Here is a 20929-nt window from a genome sequence, read left to right as displayed (position 1 = left end):
CTCTGGGAGCCGGGGACCGCCAGTCGAAGGACACCGACCATGCGCCGCGCCTTGATCGTCGTAGACGTGCAGAACGACTTCTGCGAGGGGGGCAGTCTCGCGGTGGCCGGGGGTGCCGATGTGGCCGCCGCCATCACCGAGCTGATCGGCCAGGCACCGGCCGGCTACCGGCATGTGGTGGCGACCCGTGACCACCACATCGCGCCCGGTGGCCACTTCGCCGACAACCCCGACTACGTGCACTCCTGGCCCGCGCACTGCGTCGCCGGCACGGAGGGCGTGGGCTTCCACCCGAACTTCGCGCCCGCGGTCGCCTCCGGTGCGGTCGACGCCGTCTTCGACAAGGGGGCGTACGCGGCGGCCTACAGCGGCTTCGAGGGCACCGACGAGAACGGCGTCACGCTGGCCGACTGGCTCAGGGCGCGTGCGGTCGACGAGGTGGACGTGGTGGGCATCGCCACGGACCACTGCGTGCGCGCCACCGCCCTGGACGCCGTGCGGGAGGGGTTCCGCACGAACGTCCTGCTGGACCTGACCGCCGGGGTGGCCGAGGACACAACGGAGCGCGCGATCGAGGACCTACGCAAAGCAGGCGCAACCCTCACAGGCAAACCAGTAATCTGACCCGGCGCCCGGCGCCCCAAAGGGCCGCGAGGAACCGCGCGACCAGCCACAATGCACCCGCACCCAACCGAAACCCCGACGCCCACGAAAGGGCCGCGAGGAACCGCGCACAGAGGCTCGACCCCGCCGCACAAGCTCACCGCAAGATCAACACCCCCCACGCCTAACCCAGCGGAGCGCTGGGGCGTAGGAGGGCCCTGATCGGATGCCACAGCTCGGTCACCAGATCCGCCGCCGTGACATCGGCGGCGGGCGCGGTGCGCCATATCAGCCCGTCCGGATGGTGCAGGACCGCCGTGATCTCGTCCGGTGTCGGCGGAGCCGCATTGCCCCGCAGATACACCGCCCGCATGCCCAGGTTGCGCAGCCGGGTCAGGGCCCGCGCCCGGTTGTGAGCATGCACAAGCACCCGCACTCCGCACGCGGGCGCACCCGCGGACGAGCCGTCGGCGGCGGGGCTGGGCAGGTTCAGTGCCACCACCACCGTGCCGTTCGGCAGCTTGCAGAAGCCTCCTGCGGCCATTCGGTCACATCCCCGTTTCGGTCAGTGTCAATAAGAGCGCCACAGGACGCACCTAAACACGATCGGCGGCGACCCGCCAAGGGGCCGCCGCCGATACGTCTCTGACCTGCGCAGATGCAAACTACTTCACCGCGGGACCGACCTCGATCTCGATCGTCGAGCCATCCCTGGCCTGCTTGTCGATCTTGATCTTGGTGTTGGTGTCAGTGATCTTGACACCGCCGGCCGGGTTGGCCGGGTCGTAGTAGGTGTGGGTGTGATCGTTGAAGACCGACACCCCCTTCGACGACCTGATCACGGTCCGCACGTCCGCCTTGTGCAGCGTGATGCCGTCCGTGCGCTCCAGGCTGAACGTCGAGTCGTAGGCCTGGATGCGGTTGCGCATCAGCGTGCCGTCGGTCCACCGCAGCGCGGTCGGGTGCGAGTCGACCGGGAGGATCAGACCGGTACCGGGGTGGCTGCCGGTGTTGTTGTCCTGCTGGGAGGTGTCCCACTTCCAGATCAACAGGCCGTTCTGGTACGGGTAGTGCTCCACCCAGTCCGGACGGGTCGTCGAGAAGCCGAAGTTGTACGGGCCGGTCTTCAACGTCGTGTCGTACGACTCGTACTGGCGGTTCTCGGCGATGTAGTACTGCTTGTAGTCCTTCGTGAAGGAAGCGCCGACCCGGGAGAAGCCGTTCGCCGTCCAGGCCGCGTCCGCGCTCTCCGCGTCGTCCGAGAAGACCGTCGCGCCGTCCGCGGTCACGGTGATCCGGTCGGCCGTGAAGCCCTTCTGCGCCACTCCGCCGTCGGTCTGGTAGCGGAAGCGCAGCTGGAACTCCTGGCCCGCGTAGGCGTCCAGCGGGTACGACAGCTTCGTGTAGCCGTCGATCGTGCCGGTCAGGGCCGGCTTGTCGCTGCCGTCGCGCGGGATGGGCCGGCCGTCCACCGTGCCGTCGAGCGCGGTCCAGTTGGCGCCGCCGTCGGTCGACACCTCGGTGTAGAGGTAGTCGTACTCGGCCTCGATGTCGTACCAGCCGTCCAGGGTCAGCACGGCGGAGGACGTGCCGGTCAGGTCGACGGAACGGGTCAGCGTGTTCTTGAGGTCGTCACCGCTGCCGCTCCACCACTGCGTCGCGCCCTGCGCCGGGGTGGCGATCTCGGTCGTGACGGCCTTTTCGGGCAGCGTGACGACGAGAGCCTGCCGGTGCTTGGTGTTGTACTCGGCGAGGCCCAGCTTGTGCCAGGACGTGATGCCGGCCTTCGCCACGTCGTAGTTCAGCCAGCCCAGTTGGAGCTTGTCCCAGGCGTTCATGTCGCCGGGCAGGTCACCGATGGCCTGCTGGCCCCGGCCGAGCCAGGAGCCGGACGACATCAGGGTCCAGAAACCGGTGGAGTTCTCGCCGCCCGCGGTGTCGTACTCGTCCGGCAGGCCGAGGTCGTGGCCGTACTCGTGGGCGAAGACGCCGAGGCCGCCGTTCTCCGGCTGGATGGTGTAGTCGCCGACCCAGATGCCGGTGCTGCCGATCTGCGCGCCGCCGAGCTTGTTGTGCTCGGGGCCGGTGGCGCCGGCGTCGGTGCCGAAGGCGTACCAGCGGTGGGCCCAGATGGCGTCCGTGCCCTGAACGCCGCCGCCCGCGGACTCGTCCTCGCCGGCGTGCACGACCTGGAAGTGGTCGATGTAGCCGTCGGGCTCGTTGAAGTCGCCGTCGCCGTCGTAGTCGTAGCGGTCCCACTGGTCGTACTGGACCACGTCCGCCTGGATGTCGGCGTCGGAACGGCCGGCCGCCTTCTGGTCGGCGACCCAGGCGTTCAGGCCGTCGCTGACGACGTTCCAGACGCTGGAGCAGGTACTGCCGCCGCACGCGTTGTTGCCGTAACGGGCCTCGTTGTAGGGGACCTTGACCCAGTCGGAGACCTCGCCGTCCACCGAGTAGCGGCCCGAGGACTGCTTCTCGTAGTACTTCTTCAGCGACTCGGTGTTCTTGCCGGTGCCGAAGTAGAGGTCCTCGTAGTGCTTCTGGTTGTAGTCGGACTTCCAGTCGGTGCTGTTGTCCTTGGTGCGGTCGGGCGCCGCTATCTCGTTGTGCAGCGGGCCGGCGGAGCCGCCGTACCGGGGGTCGGCCTGGTCGCCGAACTCGACCAGGATCGTGAAGATCTTGTCGGTCTTCTCCCGGCCGAGTTCGACGTACTTGCTGTCGCCCTTCTTGCTGTCGAGCCGCACCACCTTCGAACCGTCGCGGTCCTTCACCCGGGCCTTGCCGGCGATGACCTGGTTGAGGGCCTCCTGGCGCTGGGCCTCCTGGGTCTTGCTCAGCGGGCCGTCGAGGTCGTGCGTCTCCTGCTTCACCGGGGCCGGGTCGTGCCGGTTCGCGGCGGCCGACGCGGCCGTGGTGCTCGCCTCCGCGACGGCGAAGGTCGCGAACGAGGCCGAAGCCGCCGCGAGCGCAACGCCGACCGCGGCGACTCTGAACGTCCAGGGTCTGCTGGTCACTTGAGTTCCTCCCCCGCGCCGCGCACACGGAATGGAGGGTTCCTGGCTTGGAGGTCCGTGCGCGCCTGATCAACGCGTGTAGTCAAGTGACGACATTTGACTAGAGGTTTACGAGAAAAGACAGACCTTGACTTGAGCAGGTCAACTGCACTATGCGGCAGGGCTGGTTCGTCCGGATGCCTGTGGCATACCCAACCGGCGCATGAGACCGTCCACTTGCTGGATGCATGACTCCGTGCGCCCCCCGTGCACCGGTACCGTGGGTTAGGCCATGCTTACCGGCCGTTCCACTCGGGCATGCACGCGAATAGAGTCGAATGTGGAACACCCGGAAGTCGGCGGAGAAGCCAGGCCGGTTGCCCGCCTCACCCCAATATCCTCCGAGGACACGATTGCCATGCCTCGTCCGACTGCCGCACAGCTCGCCTACGGTTCCTGCACCGTGATCCTCTCGACGCTCGCCATGCTGCTGCTGTCGCAGACGAGTTCGGGAGCGGGGATCGCCGTGATCGCCCTCGCGGCGCTCGCCCTGGGGCTGCTGGTCGCCCTGACGGTTCCCCTGCCCAAGCCTCGTACGGCCGCCCCCGCGGCCGGGACGCCGGCCACCGCCGAGCGGGTGGTGCCGGCGCCGCGCAAGCCGGTGGCCGCCGTGGCCGAGCCCGTGCGCGAGCCCACCGCTCGCTGAGTGACACACGAAGTCGGCGGGTCCGTGAAGGGTACGGACCCGCCGACTGCTGTTCGTCCCCGGCGGCTTGTGCGGCCCGCCGGACTCATCCGGCGCTGACCACCACCGTCTTGGCGGCCTTGTCGTGCAGGCCCTGCTTGTAGGGCCGGTCGAAGAAGCTCCAACCGCCGCAGATCGCGGTCCAGATGCAGGCGCAGCAGAACGCGAACGGGATCCACAGCACCAGCGCGCGCACCAGCGCGGTCTGTACGGAGGGCGTGGAGCCGTTGTCCAGGTTGGCCACGCGCATGCCGAGCCACTTCTTGCCCAGGGTCTGGCCCGTCCGGGAGATCAGTACGGTGTCGTAGGCGATGTAGAGCACGGCGGCGATCAGCGACTGCACGAACGACTTGCCGACCTCGACCCGGTCGCTGTTCACCTCGTACTCGCGCACCCCGAAGGCCCAGGTGAGCAGCCAGACGACGATGCCGACCAGGATCAGGTCGATGATGCGGGCGAGGGTGCGCTTGCCGCTGTCGGCGAGCGGGGGCATGCCGGCGAGCGGGTCGGCGGGCCCACCGCCGCCCCCGTAGGGACCGGCTCCATAGGGCCCGCCGCCGTAGGGCGGGGGCTGCTCGCCTCCGTACGGAGGCGGCTGCTGACCGCCGCCGGGCGGTGGCGGCTGCCCGCCTTCGCCACCCCCGGGCGGGGGTTGGCCACCTTCGCCACCCCCGGGCGGGGGCTGACCGGCCGGGCCGCCGTGCGGGGTGTCGTAGGGCGAGCCCGACCCCGGGCCGGACGGGGGCCGCTTCCTGAACGGGTCTTCTTCCGGTGGCTGCTGTCCTGAGCCGGGGGGCGGTTCGCTGCTCATGGCCCGAGTGGACCGCGAACCGCCCGATTCCGCATCCGGCGGGCGGCCATCCGGAGTACCGAATCGAAGAAGCCGTACGGCGGACCCACACCTGCCGCAACGGGCGTAGGACCCCTCGCATTCACCGTCAGCCCGCCACGAAGGTGTGGGCCGCCTTGTCGTGCCAGCACTGATGCCACGGCCGGTCGAACAGGCACCAGGCGAAGCCGACGACACCGATGCCCAGCAGACCCGGGACGGTGTGCACGAGCCAGCGCCGCAGGGACACGCCGAAGGCCGGCGGCTCATGGCCCTCGATGTCCCGCACCTCCAGGCCGCACAGCCGCTTGCCCAGGGTGCGGCCCCACTTGGCGGTGGGCAGCACCTCGTAGAGGACACCGGCGAGGAGGAGAACCGCGAGGACGATGCCGAGGTACGTCCCCGTCGTGCCGTCGAGCAGCCAGACCGTGACCGTGCGGCCGGAGAGCTTGGCCGCGTCGATCTTCTCCTGGATGTGGTCGGCCGCCCTGGTGCCGAGCGGCACGGCGGCCACGGCGGTGACGGCGCCGACGGCCACGGTGTCGATCAGCCGGGCCGCCAGCCGCTTGCCGAGTGCCGCGGGCCGGGCCGCCGCCTGCCGCCGCGCCATCGCCTGGAAGGGGTCCTCCACGGGCGGCTTCCAGGGCGCCACGGGCTGCTCGTCGCCGCCGCCCGCGAGCCGGTGCACCTGCTGGGCCCAGGAGGACTGCCCGCCGCCGGGCCCGGAGGTCACGGGGGTGGGCTGCTGCGGTACGGACGGAGCGGCGGTCCGGGGCGCGGCGCCCGCCGCCCGGACCTCGCCCTGCGCCGCCGCGGCACGGGCCGCGGCGGCCTTGCCGGCCCCGAACCCGGGCCCGCCGGAACCCTCCGCGGGGGAAGCACCGGGGGAACCCGCGCCGCCCGTGCCCGGAGCGTCGGCGGGAGCGGAGGCGGAACCGGCCGCGCCGGAGCCCTGCGCCGGGATCGCCGCGCCGGATCCGGCGGCCCCGGCCGGTCCCGCGGTGCCCCGCGCGCCGGCGGCCGGACCCGGCTGCCCCGGGGGCGGGCCGAAGGGCGGCCCGCTCCGGTCGGCGGGGGCCGCCGCGCCCTTCTCCCCGGTGCGCGGCACCGCGCGGAAGGTCATGGTGCCCTCGTCCTCGGCGGCGGGCGCGGCGGCCGGACCGGGGATGGGGCGGCGGAAGACGAACGTGCCGCTCGCGGGCAGGTCGCCGGACTCGGCCGGCGGGATCGTCGCCGTGCCGTCGGTGCTGGTGGCCCGGCCCTCCGGCGGCGGCGGATCGGCGGGCACCCGCGGGTCGGACCCGGGTGCCCGGGGGTCCGCGCCCCAGGAGACCCGGCGGTCCGGTTCGCCGCCGAAGCCGGACTGCCGGGACCGGTCGGCACCCCACGCGGACGCCGGCTCGGGCCCGGCGGGCTCCGGCTGCGGTCCGGCGGGCTCCGGCTGCGGGTCCTCGTCGAAGAAGTGCGGGCCGGTCTCCTCGACCGCGGGCGCGGCCGGACGCGTCCCGGGCGGCGGGGTGAGCGGTTCGCCGTCCCGGGGAGCCGGCCGGCTGGTGCCCGGCACCCAGGCGGCCCCGTTCCAGTACCGGACGTAGCCGGGGATGGACGGGTCCGGGTAATAGCCCTCGCGAGGCCTGTCGTCGCCGGGGGCCGGGGTTGGGGCGCTCATGTCCGTCGTCCCGTATCTGCTCGGAAGTCGGTTGGGGGCCTCCACATCTATCAGACCCGGTGGCCCGCCACGGCCAGTCCGGCCGGACCCACCCCTTTCCGGGCATCCCCGCGCCCCGGCTGCACGGCCGTGGAAAAAAGTTCTCCGAACCCGCGTAATGTCCGCGCCCCCGCCCGCTCTCCACTCGTACGGGACCGCCCGCGGCCTCCCGTACACCTGCCCGAGAGAGGAACCGCACGTCATGCACTGCACCGTGGTGGAGCGCGAACTGGAGCTGAGGCTCATCCTGTCGCCGGAGCGCAGCGTGCCGGTCCCGGCGCGGCTCTCCTACCGCACCGACGACCCGTACGCCGTCCACATCAGCTTCCACATCAACTCCGAGCAGCCCGTCAACTGGACGTTCGCCCGCGAACTGCTGGTGGAGGGGGTGTTCCGGCCGTGCGGGCACGGGGACGTGCGGGTGTGGCCGACCAAGGCGAGCGGCCGCAGCGTCGTGCTGATGGCGCTCAGCTCGCCCGACGGCGACGCACTGCTGGAGGCGCCCACCACCCAGGTGTCCGCCTGGCTGGAGCGGACGCTGCGGATGGTGCCGCCGGGGTCCGAGGCGGAGCAACTGGGCCTCGACGACGCGCTCGACCAGCTGCTCGCCCGGTGACGCCAAGGGCGGCGCGGGGTCAGAACAGCTTGCCCGGGTTGAGGATGCCCAGCGGGTCGAAGACCTGCTTGACGGCGCGCTGCAGCTCCACGCCTACCGGACCGATCTCCCGGGCCAGCCACTCCTTCTTCAGGACGCCGACGCCGTGCTCACCGGTGATGGTGCCGCCCAGCTTGAGGCCGAGGGCCATGATCTCGTCGAAGGACTCGCGGGCCCGCCGGGACTCCTCGGCGTCCTGGGCGTCGAAGCAGACGGTGGGATGGGTGTTGCCGTCGCCGGCGTGCGCGCACACCCCGATGGTCAGCCGGTGCTTGCCGGCGATGCGCTCGACGCCCTCCAGCAGTTCGCCCAGCCGGGAGCGGGGCACGCACACGTCGTCGATCATCGTCGTGCCCTTGACCGCCTCCAGCGCGGTCAGGGACAGCCGGCGGGCCTGGAGCAGCATGTCGGACTCGGCGGCGTCCTCGGCCGGGACCACCTCGGTGGCGCCGGCGGCCTCGCACAGTGCGCCGACGGCGGCCAGGTCGGGGGCCGGGTCGGGGGTGTCGAACGCGGCCAGCAGCAGCGCCTCGGTGGACTCCGGGAGGCCCATGTGAGCGAGGTCGTTGACGGCCTTGACCGTCGTGCGGTCCATGAGTTCCAGCAGGGACGGCACATGGCCGCCCGCCATGATCCGGCACACCGCGTCGCAGGCGGCGGCCGCGGAGGCGAACTCGGCCGCGAGCACCAGTTGCCGCGGCGGCTTGGGCTTCAGCGCGAGGACGGCCCGTACGACGATGCCGAGCGAGCCCTCGGAGCCGACGAACAGGCGGGTCAGGTCGTAGCCCGCCACCCCTTTCGCGGTGCGGCGGCCGGTGGACAGCAGGCGGCCGTCGGCGAGCACGACGTCCAGGCCGAGCACGTACTCGGCCGTCACCCCGTACTTCACACAGCACAGGCCGCCGGAGGCGGTGCCGATGTTGCCGCCGATGGTGCACATCTCCCAGCTTGAGGGGTCCGGCGGGTAGTACAGGCCGCGCTCCTCGACCGCGCGGGAGAGCGTGGCGTTGACGACTCCGGGCTCGACGACGGCGACGCGGTCGACCGGGCTGATCTCCAGGATGCGGTCCATCTTGGTGAGGGACAGCACGATCCAGCCGTCGGCGGCGTTGGCGCCGCCGGACAGGCCGGTGCGGGCGCCCTGCGGGACGACGGGGACGCGTAGTTCGGTGGCGGTGCGCATGACGTGCTGGACCTCTTCGACCGTGCGCGGCAGCACCACCACGGCCGGGCTGCCGGCCGGGCAGAAGCTCGCCATGTCGTTGGCGTACGAGGTCGTGACATCGGGATCGGTGAGGACGGCCTCGGCCGGCAGACCCGCGCGGAGCCGGTCGGTCAGGTCGCCCATGCCTGTGTCGGGTGCGGCTTCGGTTCGGCTCATGATCACAGCCTTGCACCCGGGGCCATCGGTGTGAACCCCATCGGGGACGCGCCTTCGGCTGCCGGACTACTGCGGTCACATGAACGCACAGTATGACTATGGAGAACGAACAGTCCGGGCCGGGCACGTCCCTGGTGGCCGCGGCGCCGCGGCGGCGCTCCCGCGTGCTGCGGCGGGTGCTGGTCACCCTGGTGACGGCCGGTACCGCGGGTGCCGCCGGGTATGTCGGGGTGCTGATGCTGCTGCCGCCCCCGCAGCCGCCGCCGGACCGGCCGCCCGCGCCCGCGCCGGGCCCGCCGCCGCTCACGACGGTGACCGCCGGGGTGCCCGCCGCGCTGCCCGGCCTGACGGCACTCATCAGGGACCGGGAGCTGTATCTGCGGACGCACCCGCGGGACGCACAGGCGTGGGCGGTGCTGGGCACGGCCTATGTGGAGCGCGGACGCAGAACCGCGGACGCCGGGAACTTCCCGAGGGCCGAGAACGCGCTGCAGGCCTCGCTGCGGGAGCAGCCGACGGCCAACGCGCAGGCACTGGAGGGGCTGGCGGCGCTGGCCAACGCCCGGCGGGACTTCGGCGAGGCCAAGCGGCAGGGCGAGCAGGCGCTGACGCTCCAGCCCACGCGCTGGACGACGTACGCGCTGCTGATCGAGGCCTACACCGGACTCGGTGACTACGCGGCGGCCCGCGGCACGCTGGACAAGCTGATGGAACTGCGCACCTCGCCCGCCGAACGCCCGGCGGTGATGGCGCGGGCCTCCGCCGTCTACCGCGACCGGGGCTGGCGGGAGGACGCGGCGGCACAGGTCGCGGACGCCGCGGCGACCGCCGCTACCCCCGCCGAACAGGCCGCCTACCTGGAGCGGGCCGGGCAGCTGGCGTGGGAGCGCGGGGACCGGGAGGACGCGCTGCGGCACTTCGAGGCGGCCGTCCGGCTGGACCCGGACCAGCGGGCCGCGCTCGCCGGGCAGGGGCGGGCACTGGCCGCGCTGGGCCGCACGGCACAGGCCGTGGACACCTATGTCCTCGCGCTGGCGGGTCAGCCGTCCCCGCAGTACGTGCTGGAACTGGGCGAACTGTACGAGTCGCTGGGCATGCTGCCGGAGGCGCGGGCACAGTACGACCTGCTGCGGCAGCGGGCGGACCGGGACCTCGCGGGCGGGGTCGACGACGACCTGGTCATCGGGCAGTACGAGGCGGACCACGGCGACCCGCAGGAGGCGGTGCGGCGGCTGCGCGACGAGTGGGAACGGCAGCCGGGGATCGAGGTGGCGGACGCGCTGGGCTGGGCGCTGTACCGGTCCGGGGACCCGGAGGAGGCGCTGGAGTACGCGGAGAAGGCGACGGACAAGACGAAGGGCGGCGGGGTGCGCAGCGCGCTGTACGTCTTCCACCGCGGCATGATCGAACGCGACCTGGGCGAGTACTCCTCCGCCCGCCGCCATCTCAAGGAGGCCCTGCAGGTCAACCCGTACTTCTCCCCGATCCGGGCGGCCGAGGCGAGAAGGGCCCTGCAGTCCCTGGGCGATCCCCCGGACGACCCGGCCCCCGCCTGGTGACCCACCTCGGGGACCCCCCGGCGAGGTGCCGCCGAGGGGTCCCCCGAATCCCGCGTCCCGGGCCTGTGCCGAACGGGGCTAGAGGATTGGGCTAGAGGTTGCCGCGCCGCTCCTGCTCCCGCTCGATCGCCTCGAACAGGGCCTTGAAGTTGCCCTTGCCGAAGCCCATCGAGCCATGGCGTTCGATGATCTCGAAGAAGACGGTCGGGCGGTCCTGGACCGGCTTGGTGAAGATCTGCAGCAGATAGCCGTCCTCGTCTCGGTCGGCGAGGATCTTCAGCTCACGGAGGGTGTCGACCGGGACGCGGGTGTCGCCAACCCAGTCGCCGAGGGTGTCGTAGTAGGCGTCGGGGGTGTCGAGGAACTCGACGCCGGCCGCGCGCATGGTGCGGACGGTCTGCACGATGTCGTTGGTGCTGAGGGCGATGTGCTGGACGCCGGCGCCGCCGTAGAACTCCAGGTACTCGTCGATCTGGGACTTCTTCTTGGCGAGCGCGGGCTCGTTGATCGGGAACTTGACCTTGAGCGTGCCGTCGGCCACGACCTTGGACATCAGGGCGCTGTACTCGGTCGCGATGTCGTCGCCCACGAACTCCTTCATGTTCGTGAAGCCCATGACTTTGTTGTAGAAGCCGACCCACTCGTTCATGCGGCCGAGTTCGACGTTGCCGACGCAGTGGTCGACGGCCTGGAAGGTCCGCTGGGCGGGGGGCTCGACGATCGGGTCGGCGGCGGTGTAACCGGGCAGGTAGGGCCCGTCGTACCCGGAGCGTTCCACCAGGGTGTGCCGGGTCTCGCCGTACGTGGCGATCGCGGCGAGGACGACCGTGCCGTGCTCGTCCTTCAGTTCGTACGGCTCCGTCACGGAGCGGGCGCCGTGCTCGACGGCGTAGGCGTGGGCGGCGCGCGCGTCCGGCACCTCGATGGCGAGGTCGATGACGCCGTCGCCGTGCTCGGCCACGTGCTGCGCGAGGAAGCGGCCCCAGTCGGTTGCGGGCTTGATCACGGAAGTGAACACGAAGCGGGCGGAGCCGTTCTCCAGGACGTAGCTCGCCGTCTCGCGGCTGCCGTTCTCCGGTCCCGAGTAGGCGACCAGCCGCATGCCGAAGGCGGTGGAGTAGTAGTGCGCGGCCTGCTTGGCGTTGCCCACGGCGAAGACGACCGCGTCCATTCCCTTGACCGGGAAGGGGTCGGCCTGCCGTGCGGTGTCGGGAGTGTGGTGTGTGTTCGCGTCGATTACGGCCATGACCGAAGCCTGGCTCCGGCCTGCAAGGTGCGCAATAGTTTGCGTATCCACTGGGCAGTCTGTAGGGCCGAACGGCCGTATCGGCGGTCTTCCTGTACATGCTGACCACCGCACATGATGACCACCGCGGGAGGCGTGATGGCGATCGATCATCTGGACGGGCGCATCATCGTCCTGCTGGCGCGGGAGCCGCGGATCGGGGTGCTGGAGATGTCCCGCCGGCTGGGTGTCGCCCGGGGCACCGTGCAGGCGCGGCTGGACCGGCTTCAGTCGAACGGTGTCATCCGCGGCTTCGGCCCGCAGGTGGATCCGGCGGCCCTCGGCTATCCCGTCACCGCCTTCGCCACGCTGGAGATCCGGCAGGGCCAAGGGCCCGACGTGCGGGCGCACCTGGCGTCCGTGCCGGAGGTGCTTGAGCTGCACACCACCACCGGGACCGGGGACATGCTGTGCCGTCTGGTGGCCCGCTCGAACGCCGATCTCCAGCGGGTGATCGACCGGGTCGTCGGCTTCGAGGGCATCGTCCGGGCCGCCACGGCGATCGTCATGGAGAACCCGGTTCCGCTGCGGATCATCCCGCTGGTGGAGCAGGCGTCACAGGACCGGGCAGCGCCCTGAAGGGGGCGCGGAGCACGGCGAAGTTCGTTGCGGTACGACCGCGCCCCGAAGGGGCGCGGGGAACTGCGCGACCAGCCACGACGATGCCGCAGCCGACCGACGACACAGCGCGGCCCAGCCAGCGGAGCGCCTAGCAGTTCGGGACCGAGGGCTTGTTCTTCTCCAGGGCGACCAGGGAGTCCACCGCGCCCTTGAGCGTGGTGACGGGGATCAGCCGCAGCCCCTTCGGCAGTTCCGCCTTGGCGTCGGCGCACTCCGCCTTCGGCACCAGGAACACCGTCGCCCCGTCCCGGCGGGCCGCCTGTGTCTTCAGGGCCACGCCGCCCACCGCGCCGACGGTCCCGTCGGTGTCGATCGTGCCCGTGCCGGCGATGGTGCGCCCGCCGGTGAGGTCGCCGCCGCTGCCGTCGCCGTCCAGCTTGTTGACGATCCCGAGGGAGAACAGCAGGCCGGCGCTGGGGCCGCCGACGTCCGCGAGCTTCAATGTGACCTTGATGTTCTTGTCGGTCAGGTCGAGGTAGCCCAGCGCGGCCCGGGTGGCGGCGTCCTGGGACTGCTGCATCTGCTCGACGTTGTGCCGCTCGATCTCCTTGACGGTGTTCCCGCTCGGATAGACCGAGTCGCGCGGCATGACCGCCCGGTCCGTGCGGAACCAGTTGTCGATCACGTCGCCGAGTGAGACGTCCGCGTCCGGGGAGGTGGCCTCGATGGTCGTCATCCGCAGCTCGCCGCTCGTCCGCCGGCTCGGCGCACCGGAGATCGTGATCACCTCGGTGCCCCTGTTCGCGCCGAGCACGTTCGCCGTCATCCCGGGCTGCGCCACCGAGAACGGCAGCGGCACGAAGACCGCGGTGGCGATCAGTGCCGCGACGGGCAGGGCACAGACGGCGACGGCCTGGAGACGCGTGAGACGAGAGAGCACGGGGTCAATCTAACGCGACCCGCCCACCGGGCCACCGCCCGCCCGACCCCACCCACCACGGCAAACGCCCCGCCGGACGGCACCGCCAGTGGGGACCGCGCCCGTCAGGGGCGCGGGGAACTGCGCCACAAGCCACAACGCACCCGCACCCGATCACCGGCCGTACGGGTCGAGGGTGCCGCACGCCGAAGGCCCCGTCAACGAAGAGCCTCGGCGACCTCGCGGGCCGCGTCCAGGACCCGGGGACCGACCCGCTCCGGAACGGAATCCGCCAGCATGACCACGCCGACGCTGCCCTCCACCCCGGTCACCCCGACCAGGGGCGCCGCCGCCCCGCAGGCCCCGGCCTCCAACCCGCCCTGGGTCAGGGTGTAGCCGGGGTCGGCGGGCGGCGCCTGCCGGGCCGCGAGGATCGCCCGGCCCGCGGCCCCGCGGTCCAGCGGATGCCGGAACCCCGCCCGGTAGGCCACGTGATAGTCCGTCCACGTAGGCTCCACGACGGCGACCGCCAGCGCCTCCGAGCCGTCCACCAGCGTGAGATGGGCCGTCGCCCCGATGTCCTCGGCCAGCGACCGCAGCGCGGGCAGCGCTGCCTCCCGTACCAGCGGATGCACCTGCCGGCCGAGCCGCAGCACGCCCAGTCCGACCCGGGCTCGCCCGCCCAGGTCGCGCCGGACGAGCGCATGCTGTTCGAGCGTGGCGAGCAGCCGGTACACCACGGTCCGGTTCACGCCCAGTCGATGGGAAAGCTCGGTGACGGTCAGCCCGTGGTCCGTGTCGGCCAGCAGCTTGAGGACCCGCAGTCCCCTGTCGAGCGTCTGAGAGGTCTCCGCGGTCACGACGCCCACTCCTTAGGTGGTGAGGTCGGCGACCCACTGGTGGCGGTTGCGTCACCGAGTCCCGTCGGCGAGGCGTTTCAGAGGCCGCCGATCGGCAGGACGGCCCGGCGGCTCCGGGCCCAGTCGCTTCACGGCTGCGCTCCGCGGCGGCGCTGCCACGGGGCGTGTGCGTATCCGGACAGTAGCGAAGCCGGTTCGCTGAGCGGAAGCCTCCGTCCAGAATCCGGGCGGCTCCCGGTATGAACCAACCGTGTTCGTCCCGATACGCTCCCCGCACGAAACGCCCGTGTCACCGCATCCGCGTGGCCCACTCCTGCACCTTGGCGATCCGCTGCCGCAGCTGCCCCGCCGTCGCCTCGGCGCTCGGCGGCCCGCCGCACACCCGCCGCAGCTCGGTGTGGATCACGCCATGCGGCTTGCCGCTTTGATGAACGTACGCGCTGACCAGCGTGTTGAGCTGCTTGCGCAGCTCCATCATCTCCTTGTGGCTGACCACCGGCCGCCGCTCGGCGGGCAGTTCGAGCAGGTCGGCCTCGGTGTCCGGTTTCTTGCGGCTGTGCGCGATCTGCCGTGCCTGCCGCTTCTGCAGCAGCAGTTGCACCTGGTCGGGCTCCAACAGGCCCGGAATGCCCAGATAGTCCTGTTCCTCCTCGCTGCCCGGGTGGGCCTGCATGCCGAACTCGGCACCGTCGTAGAGCACCCGGTCGAAGACGGCGTCGGACTCCAGCGCCTCGAAGGGCAGCATGTCCTGCTCGCCGGTGTCCTCGTCCTGCTCCTTGTTCGCCTCCTCCATCTCCTTCTCGGACTCGGCGTACGGGTCCTCCTCGCCCTCCTTCTTCGGCTTGTCGAGTGCGTGGTCGCGCTCGACCTCCATCTCGTTGGCGAAGGTGAGCAGGTCGGGAATGGTCGGCAGGAAGACGGAGGCGGTCTCGCCGCGCCGCCGGGAGCGCACGAACCGGCCGACGGCCTGCGCGAAGAAGAGCGGCGTGGAGATGGTCGTGGCGTACACGCCGACCGCGAGCCGGGGCACGTCGACGCCCTCGGACACCATGCGGACGGCGACCATCCAGCGGTCGGTGCCCTCGCTGAACTCGTCGATCTTCTTGGAGGCGCCGATGTCGTCGGACAGGACGACCGTCGCACGGCTGCCGGTGATCTCCCGGATGAGTTTGGCGTAGGCGCGCGCCGAGTCCTGGTCGGTGGCGATGACCAGCGCGCCCGCATCCGGGATGGCCTTCCTGACCTCGGTGAGCCGCTGGTCGGCGGCGCGCAGCACGCTCGGCATCCAGTCGCCGCGCGGGTCGAGCGCGGTGCGCCAGGCCTGGCTGACGGCGTCCTTCGTCATGGGCTCGCCGAGCCGGGCGGCGACCTCGTCGCCGGCCTTGGTGCGCCAGCGCATGTTGCCGCTGTAGGAGAGGAAGATGACGGGTCGCACCACCCCGTCCGACAGCGCGGACCCGTAGCCGTACGTGTAGTCGGCGGCGGACCGCCGGATTCCGTCCTGCCCCTCCTCGTACGCGACGAAGGGGATGGGGTTGGTGTCGGAACGGAAGGGGGTGCCGGTGAGCGCGAGCCGCCGCGTGGCGGGCTCGAACGCCTCCAGGCATGCCTCGCCCCAGGACTTGGAGTCGCCGGCGTGGTGGATCTCGTCGAGGATCACGAGGGTCTTGCGCTGCTCGACGCGGTTGCGGTGCAGCATCGGACGCACACCGACACCGGCGTACGTCACGGCGACCCCGTCGTAGTCCTTGCCGAGCGGGCCCGCGCTGTACTCGGGGTCCAGCTTGATCCCTATCCGCGCCGCCGCCTCCGCCCACTGCTTCTTCAGGTGCTCGGTCGGCGCGACCACGGTCACCTGCTGGATGACATGGTGGTGCAGCAGCCAGGACGCCAGGGTCAGCGCGAAGGTCGTCTTGCCGGCGCCGGGCGTGGCGACGGCGAGGAAGTCACGCGGCTGCTCCTGGACGTACTTCTCCAACGCCCCCTGCTGCCACGCGCGCAGTTTGCTGGCGGTGCCCCAGGGAGCGCGGCCGGGGAAGGCGGGGGAAAGATGGTGGGAGGAAGCGGCGGTAGTCACGGTCTCCGGTGCACAGGGTCGAATCAGTGGGCCGCGCACAGCGGTTCGGCCACGGCGGTCATGGGTGAGGGTCGGGCGGCTCGGCTGGGTATGACAACCGGGCCACCCTACCGGCGCCCCACGGCCACCCACGCGCGAACCGGGCCGGGTCGCCCGCGGGTGGGACAGACGTCACAGGAGACACCCGGCGCCACGGCGGTTGCGCCTGCGCGCACACCGGCGGACGGTGCCCCACCCGCCGACGGGCGGCCGGAGCACCACACCGCCGCACGAGCGGAGACTCGACGCGCCCCCACCACCCCACAGACAGCACCTCACCACCGACAGACAGGGACGTACAGGGACACCCCGCCCAGCTCCCGCGCGGCCACTGGCATCGCCGTCCCCATAGCGGAATTAAGACATGAATTGGCCCCGCCTGTGCGCGGGGCAGCGGATCAGACAGGGCTAACCGCTACCTCGACGCGGGTGCTGCACCGGAGGACTCAGACCCCCTGGGCGCTCTGAAGTACGAGATCCCGGTACGGGAGGTCCACTGTGGGCAAGTCCGTGACCTGGAGATCCTTTTCCGTCTGCTCGACGGCCTCTGCTGCGGCTTCGGCGTCCACGCTGATGGCTTCTGTCTCGACGAAGGCGCCGGCGCCGGCGACCTTGTCGATGGCAACCGTGACGCCCGGGTGCAGCGCGTGGCTGTACGGCGTCCGGTTCTCCTCCACGCGGACCAGGGGCCGCATGCCGATGGCCTGCAGCAGCTGGTCGGCCTGCGCGGCCTGGCTTGCCGTGGCGAGGTGAACGTTGGTCTCCGGCTTCGAGATCACGCTGTCCGTGCTGTGAGTGGCCGCGGTGGACGGTGGCTTGTAGGTGACTTCTGCGAAGCTCCCGCGGCGGCGTACCCGCAGACACTCGACGGTCTGCATGTAGTCGACGTCGGGCCGGCTGTAGTAGGTGTCGGTCTCGGTCTGTGGCTCGGAGGCTGTCCAGCCGAGGTCCACCAGCTGCTGCACCAGGCGGGCCCCGTCGTCGGGGAGCCGCCGCTTGCGCTCCACTTCGAAGTAGTACGCGCGGTCCCGGCGGAGGACATCGGTCACGCGAACGGGCATCAAGACGGTGCGCTCGTCCTGTGCGGCCTCGGTCGAGTGGACGGCGACGGCGGCCAGCAGGCCGTCGAGGGTCATTAGGCGTACGTCTCGCGTCCTTCCCGTCTGTGCACTCGTCGAAGACGTCCCCGTCCACGGTGAAATGGTCCAGGTAGCGCTCGCTGAGGGCGAGCAGCATGGACTTCTGGGAGGCCGGTAACCAGTCGGTGTCTGTCAGGGCGTAGTGGACCCGCTTGTGGCCGTGCTTCGCGTCGATCCAGTCCCCCGCAGGGTGATGTAGTGGCGCTGCACCTCCCGGAAGATGCCGACGGGTGCTGTGACGACCACGGCCGTGCGCTCGTCGAGCTGGTCGGTCGGGACGATCCGGGAGTTCTGCCGGCAGACGACCATGTCGGCGGCGGAGTGGTACGGGTGTGTTCCCTCGCGCAGGTACTGCGGCACGAACAGGCGCAGGAACTTGATCCAGGACCGGGACGTGTAGGTCTGAAGTGAACGGTCGTGCAGGGAAGACGCCTTGACGGCGTACACGTCGCGGTAGGCGAACATGCCGTAAGGCCGAAGCACCGTGGGCAGGGTACGCATCACGGCGTGCAGACCGCTGTAGCCGCCGCCGTAGGAGTAGACCTCGTGCAGCAGCGCGGATGTGCTGATGACGTCGACGGGCTCGCCGAGCACCGTCCCGATGTCCTGGGCAAAGCCGGTGACCAACTGGCAGCTGCCGCCCGCACGGTTGAACTCGTCCATGGCGTCGACGAGTGAGCCCGATGCCACGCCTGGCACCTCGACCAGCGTGAGCCGGACGCCGGTGCCGTGATGTTCGTCAGAGGCAAGCTGTGAAGCCAGATAGGCGACGGCCGATCCGCCCCCCGGCCCCACCTCGACCAGATGCGGACTGCCGTCGCGTAACCGCTTGAGCGCCTGCAGCGCTAAAAACGCCTTCTCCTCCCCATGCGCGTTGGCCGCGATGTCGATGTAGCGGGGAGAGGTCTTGAGCACGGTGGAGAACGTCGAACCAGACATACCTCACTCCTCACAGGGCCCGGAGACCCTGCACTTGGGGGCAGTCAGCCGTGGGAGTTGGCGATGCCCCAGACGAGCGCGCCGCCCAGCAGAAGCAGCGTGACCAGGTGCACAACGACCATCCGTCGTCGGCCAGGACGTCCGGCCCCGATCAGTGGCACGCCTTCCGGCCTCGCGGTCCCACCCGCGGACCGGGGCGGCGGCGTCATGCCTCCGGCTCCTGGGACATCCGGTGCCGCCCGCCAGCGATCAGCCGGGCGACGGTAAGCGGCGCGCAGAGCAGCGCGGCCGAGCCGATGGGAACGGACCAGTAGGACGCGCGGACCTGCGCTCCGCGCGTAGCAGTTACTCGGGGGACGCCCAGATAGGTACCGCGCCCCAGGCAGTCGACGTCCACCACCCGCCAGTCGTCGACCTCCTTCTTCCATGTCGCGGGCATGGTGGCAGGCACCAGCGCGTAGTAGCGCTGTCCGTGGGGGTCGTGGTTGACGGGGCCGCCATCAAGGGATTCGGCAAAGTACGTGTCCACGTCCGCGGGCGCCAAAGGGTGGCCGGCCGCGGCCTCCACCAGGCGCCCCGGGAGCCGGACCGCTGAGAAGAGCGTTCCGAGCGGCAGCAGGGCCACTCCGTGCTCCTGCCATTCCAGCCGGGCCCGGTTGCGGTACGGGCCGTCGAGCGTCGCCAGCAACCAGTGCTCGGTCGCCAGCTGCCGGTCGGCGGATGTGGGGACAAGGACCCCGGGTCCAGCATCGACAGGCGGTAAAGCCCGAAGGCTGTCGTCGTTGGTCATCCGAGCGCCCTTCACTTGGCTGGGCTCCACCCAGGCGTATAGGCGCGGCGAACACCGCGCACCCACGAGAGTGGACCGGTGGACCAGTCCAGTCAACCGGTATGTGGGGACAGCTACTCCATCGGGTAGCGCTCCACGGTCTCGAAGACGGCTGCGGGGGTAATGCCCTCCTCGCACACCAGCGGCCGATGATCCTGGTCAATGGCGGTGTGCAGCAGGACAGCGACAGCCGCAGGCAGATCAATACCAAGGATCTCGGCTTCTTCAGCTGTCGCCAGACGGACCGTCAGAGTGTCTATGCCCTCCACGGGACGACGCCCCGTCTCGCGGCGCACGTAGTGCGTGGTCCCCTCCCGGATCGGGCCCCTTTCGGCCAACCTCGGCGCTGCATCCGCGACGGACGGCGGAAACCAGGCCGTGACCAGCGTGCCGGCGTCACCGTCATCGAGCAGCACCACACGCACCCGACGCAGGGCCTCCACTCCCGGCTTCAGCCCGAGGGCGTCGGCCACGTGCGGTGGCGGCGCGGTCCGGTCCGGGGTGCCCAGGCGCCGGTACGGGGCGCCGCCGGCGATTCGGGTAGATCCCGCACGGCGGTGGCCAGCCGGGCGGGCCACCGGGGTGTCCACGACAGTGAATCCAGAGCCCTGGCGGGCAACGACCAACCCGTCCGACCTCAAGGTGTCGTACGCCTTGACGACGGTCGCGCGGGAGACAGCCCATTGCTCAGCAAGGTCGCGCCCGGACGGCAGCAGGTCGCCGGGCCCGAACTCGCCGTTGGCAATGCGGGTCCGGAGGTCTTCGGCGATCTGCTCGTACTTCAGCTGGGGCATGCAACTTCCGATCACTGGACTGGTCCACCTGCTGGCGTCCATACTGCCGTCCATGCCGACTCGTGAGCCAACACCACAGCTCCAGTCAGAGGTGTACGACTTCTACACCCACAAGATCACGGAGGCCGAACGGCTGGTGACGGCGGCCGACGGCCAGCTGGAAATGATCCGGACGCAAGAACTGCTCCGCCGACACCTGCCGCCGGCACCCGCCGGCGTGCTCGATGTAGGCGGCGGCCCGGGCGCCCACGCGCGCTGGCTGGCCGACGACGGCTACGACGTCCATCTGGTCGACCCGATCCCCCGGCACATCGACCAGGCTGTGACCCAGGGCCTCAGCGCCGAACTGGGCGACGCACGGGCCCTTACAGCCCCGGACCAGTCGGCTGATGTCGTGCTGCTGCTTGGCCCGCTGTACCACCTGATCGAGCGCGATGACCGCGACCAGGCACTGGCCGAGGCATACCGTGTACTGCGGCCCGGCGGTCTGCTCGCGGTCGCCGGCATCAACCGGTACAGCAGTTTGTTCGAGCACGCCGCATTCGCCCACCTGCACAAGGAGCCCGTCAAGGCAAGCATCAGTGGCATCCTGCAGTCGCAGGTCCATGACGGGAAGAAGGCGTTCACGGCGGCCTACTTCCACAGCGGCGAACAACTGTGCGACGAGGTCACAGCTTCCGGGTTCATGGACACTCGCGTGCACGGCATCGAAGGTCCTGCCTGGTCGATGCTCGCAGCGGCAGAACGGAACACAGGCCAGCCCTTCCGGGACACGCCGCTCTTCCAATCGGTCTTGACAGCAGCGAGGATGGCAGAGGCATACCCCGAACTTCTAGCCGCCAGCTCACACCTTCTCGCCCTAGGGTGGCGCCCGCGCTGATGACCGCAGACGTGAAAACGCCCCCCGTACGGCCGTGGCCGTACAGGGGGCTTCGTGGTTCAGCGGGTGAGCAACTGGATGCCGATGCCGGCGACGGTGCCGAGCGCGGCGCCGGCGCCGGCCGCGCCACC

At 70.9% G+C, this 20929-nt stretch carries 19 protein-coding genes; 6 read left to right on the top strand and 13 right to left on the bottom strand.

Annotated features, from left to right (window positions below):
* Positions 1–39 precede the first annotated feature (39 nt).
* The gene (locus ACFYTE_RS29405; protein WP_388716741.1) at positions 40–624 is read left to right on the top strand and encodes an isochorismatase family protein; all 585 of its coding nucleotides are present in this window, start codon (positions 40–42) and stop codon (positions 622–624) included.
* Positions 625–787: 163 nt separating this feature from the next.
* On the opposite strand, the gene ACFYTE_RS29400 is transcribed toward ACFYTE_RS29405, so the two are convergent.
* Positions 788–1147 (bottom strand): hypothetical protein, encoded by a 360-nt coding sequence (locus tag ACFYTE_RS29400; RefSeq protein ID WP_388716738.1) that lies wholly within the window; start codon positions 1145–1147, stop codon positions 788–790.
* A gap of 121 nt (positions 1148–1268) precedes the next feature.
* Positions 1269–3620, bottom strand: coding sequence for an immune inhibitor A domain-containing protein (locus ACFYTE_RS29395; protein ID WP_388716734.1), 2352 nt, complete (start codon positions 3618–3620; stop codon positions 1269–1271).
* Positions 3621–4017: 397 nt separating this feature from the next.
* Here ACFYTE_RS29395 and ACFYTE_RS29390 point away from each other — a divergent pair, with 397 nt between their 5' ends.
* Entirely contained in the window at positions 4018–4305 is a 288-nt protein-coding gene (locus tag ACFYTE_RS29390; RefSeq protein WP_388716731.1) for a hypothetical protein, read from the top strand.
* Positions 4306–4390: 85 nt separating this feature from the next.
* Here ACFYTE_RS29390 and ACFYTE_RS29385 read toward each other — a convergent pair whose 3' ends face one another.
* Positions 4391–5155 carry an RDD family protein gene (locus tag ACFYTE_RS29385; protein ID WP_388716728.1) on the bottom strand — a complete coding sequence of 255 codons (765 nt, stop codon included), beginning with the start codon at positions 5153–5155 and terminating at the stop codon, positions 4391–4393.
* Between the two features lie 127 nt (positions 5156–5282).
* The gene (locus ACFYTE_RS29380; RefSeq protein WP_388716725.1) at positions 5283–6842 is read right to left on the bottom strand and encodes an RDD family protein; all 1560 of its coding nucleotides are present in this window, start codon (positions 6840–6842) and stop codon (positions 5283–5285) included.
* Between the two features lie 241 nt (positions 6843–7083).
* Here ACFYTE_RS29380 and ACFYTE_RS29375 point away from each other — a divergent pair, with 241 nt between their 5' ends.
* A complete protein-coding gene (locus tag ACFYTE_RS29375; protein WP_388716722.1) occupies positions 7084–7497 on the top strand; it encodes an SsgA family sporulation/cell division regulator in 414 nt (137 codons plus the stop codon).
* A gap of 19 nt (positions 7498–7516) precedes the next feature.
* Here the strand turns inward: ACFYTE_RS29375 and ACFYTE_RS29370 are convergent, their stop codons facing one another.
* The gene (locus tag ACFYTE_RS29370; RefSeq protein ID WP_388716720.1) at positions 7517–8923 is read right to left on the bottom strand and encodes an FAD-binding oxidoreductase; all 1407 of its coding nucleotides are present in this window, start codon (positions 8921–8923) and stop codon (positions 7517–7519) included.
* A 92-nt stretch (positions 8924–9015) separates the two neighbouring features.
* On the opposite strand from ACFYTE_RS29370, the gene ACFYTE_RS29365 reads away from it, so the two are divergent.
* Positions 9016–10476, top strand: coding sequence for a tetratricopeptide repeat protein (locus tag ACFYTE_RS29365; RefSeq protein ID WP_388716718.1), 1461 nt, complete (start codon positions 9016–9018; stop codon positions 10474–10476).
* A gap of 91 nt (positions 10477–10567) precedes the next feature.
* Here ACFYTE_RS29365 and hppD read toward each other — a convergent pair whose 3' ends face one another.
* The gene (hppD, locus tag ACFYTE_RS29360) at positions 10568–11722 is read right to left on the bottom strand and encodes a 4-hydroxyphenylpyruvate dioxygenase (RefSeq protein ID WP_388716716.1); all 1155 of its coding nucleotides are present in this window, start codon (positions 11720–11722) and stop codon (positions 10568–10570) included.
* Between the two features lie 138 nt (positions 11723–11860).
* On the opposite strand from hppD, the gene ACFYTE_RS29355 reads away from it, so the two are divergent.
* Positions 11861–12340, top strand: a complete 480-nt coding sequence (locus ACFYTE_RS29355) for an Lrp/AsnC family transcriptional regulator (RefSeq protein ID WP_388716713.1) — start codon at positions 11861–11863, stop codon at positions 12338–12340.
* 130 nt (positions 12341–12470) lie between these two features.
* On the opposite strand, the gene ACFYTE_RS29350 is transcribed toward ACFYTE_RS29355, so the two are convergent.
* The 7 genes from ACFYTE_RS29350 to ACFYTE_RS29320 form a co-directional block, all read right to left on the bottom strand.
* Positions 12471–13262, bottom strand: coding sequence for a S16 family serine protease (locus ACFYTE_RS29350; protein ID WP_388716710.1), 792 nt, complete (start codon positions 13260–13262; stop codon positions 12471–12473).
* A gap of 197 nt (positions 13263–13459) precedes the next feature.
* Complete coding sequence (locus ACFYTE_RS29345) at positions 13460–14101, bottom strand: IclR family transcriptional regulator (protein ID WP_388716707.1); 642 nt, start codon at positions 14099–14101, stop codon at positions 13460–13462.
* 289 nt (positions 14102–14390) lie between these two features.
* Positions 14391–16178, bottom strand: coding sequence for a DEAD/DEAH box helicase (locus ACFYTE_RS29340; protein ID WP_388716704.1), 1788 nt, complete (start codon positions 16176–16178; stop codon positions 14391–14393).
* Between the two features lie 485 nt (positions 16179–16663).
* Positions 16664–17353 carry a class IV adenylate cyclase gene (gene cyaB / locus ACFYTE_RS29335; RefSeq protein WP_388716701.1) on the bottom strand — a complete coding sequence of 230 codons (690 nt, stop codon included), beginning with the start codon at positions 17351–17353 and terminating at the stop codon, positions 16664–16666.
* Between the two features lie 135 nt (positions 17354–17488).
* The gene (locus tag ACFYTE_RS29330; RefSeq protein WP_388716698.1) at positions 17489–18295 is read right to left on the bottom strand and encodes a hypothetical protein; all 807 of its coding nucleotides are present in this window, start codon (positions 18293–18295) and stop codon (positions 17489–17491) included.
* A 205-nt stretch (positions 18296–18500) separates the two neighbouring features.
* Positions 18501–19085 (bottom strand): hypothetical protein, encoded by a 585-nt coding sequence (locus ACFYTE_RS29325; protein ID WP_388716695.1) that lies wholly within the window; start codon positions 19083–19085, stop codon positions 18501–18503.
* A 113-nt stretch (positions 19086–19198) separates the two neighbouring features.
* Positions 19199–19918, bottom strand: a complete 720-nt coding sequence (locus tag ACFYTE_RS29320) for a GntR family transcriptional regulator (protein ID WP_388716693.1) — start codon at positions 19916–19918, stop codon at positions 19199–19201.
* Between the two features lie 52 nt (positions 19919–19970).
* Here ACFYTE_RS29320 and ACFYTE_RS29315 point away from each other — a divergent pair, with 52 nt between their 5' ends.
* Positions 19971–20798 (top strand): class I SAM-dependent methyltransferase, encoded by an 828-nt coding sequence (locus ACFYTE_RS29315; protein WP_388716880.1) that lies wholly within the window; start codon positions 19971–19973, stop codon positions 20796–20798.
* The last annotated feature ends 131 nt before the right edge of the window (positions 20799–20929 follow it).

The sequence above is a fragment of the Streptomyces sp. NPDC004629 genome, assembly GCF_042873595.1.
GTDB lineage: Bacteria > Actinomycetota > Actinomycetes > Streptomycetales > Streptomycetaceae > Streptomyces.
This window is presented reverse-complemented; position numbering and strand designations above follow the sequence as displayed.

Coding starts and splice junctions, on each gene's coding strand:
- ACFYTE_RS29405 (WP_388716741.1), top strand. CDS start 40: ATGCGCCGCGCCTTGATCGTCGTAGACGTGCAGAACGACTTCTGCGAG.
- ACFYTE_RS29390 (WP_388716731.1), top strand. CDS start 4,018: ATGCCTCGTCCGACTGCCGCACAGCTCGCCTACGGTTCCTGCACCGTG.
- hppD (WP_388716716.1), bottom strand. CDS start 11,722: ATGGCCGTAATCGACGCGAACACACACCACACTCCCGACACCGCACGG.
- cyaB (WP_388716701.1), bottom strand. CDS start 17,353: ATGACCCTCGACGGCCTGCTGGCCGCCGTCGCCGTCCACTCGACCGAG.
- ACFYTE_RS29365 (WP_388716718.1), top strand. CDS start 9,016: ATGGAGAACGAACAGTCCGGGCCGGGCACGTCCCTGGTGGCCGCGGCG.
- ACFYTE_RS29325 (WP_388716695.1), bottom strand. CDS start 19,085: ATGACCAACGACGACAGCCTTCGGGCTTTACCGCCTGTCGATGCTGGA.
- ACFYTE_RS29330 (WP_388716698.1), bottom strand. CDS start 18,295: ATGTCTGGTTCGACGTTCTCCACCGTGCTCAAGACCTCTCCCCGCTAC.
- ACFYTE_RS29400 (WP_388716738.1), bottom strand. CDS start 1,147: ATGGCCGCAGGAGGCTTCTGCAAGCTGCCGAACGGCACGGTGGTGGTG.
- ACFYTE_RS29315 (WP_388716880.1), top strand. CDS start 19,971: ATGCCGACTCGTGAGCCAACACCACAGCTCCAGTCAGAGGTGTACGAC.
- ACFYTE_RS29385 (WP_388716728.1), bottom strand. CDS start 5,155: ATGAGCAGCGAACCGCCCCCCGGCTCAGGACAGCAGCCACCGGAAGAA.
- ACFYTE_RS29375 (WP_388716722.1), top strand. CDS start 7,084: ATGCACTGCACCGTGGTGGAGCGCGAACTGGAGCTGAGGCTCATCCTG.
- ACFYTE_RS29380 (WP_388716725.1), bottom strand. CDS start 6,842: ATGAGCGCCCCAACCCCGGCCCCCGGCGACGACAGGCCTCGCGAGGGC.
- ACFYTE_RS29320 (WP_388716693.1), bottom strand. CDS start 19,918: ATGCCCCAGCTGAAGTACGAGCAGATCGCCGAAGACCTCCGGACCCGC.
- ACFYTE_RS29355 (WP_388716713.1), top strand. CDS start 11,861: ATGGCGATCGATCATCTGGACGGGCGCATCATCGTCCTGCTGGCGCGG.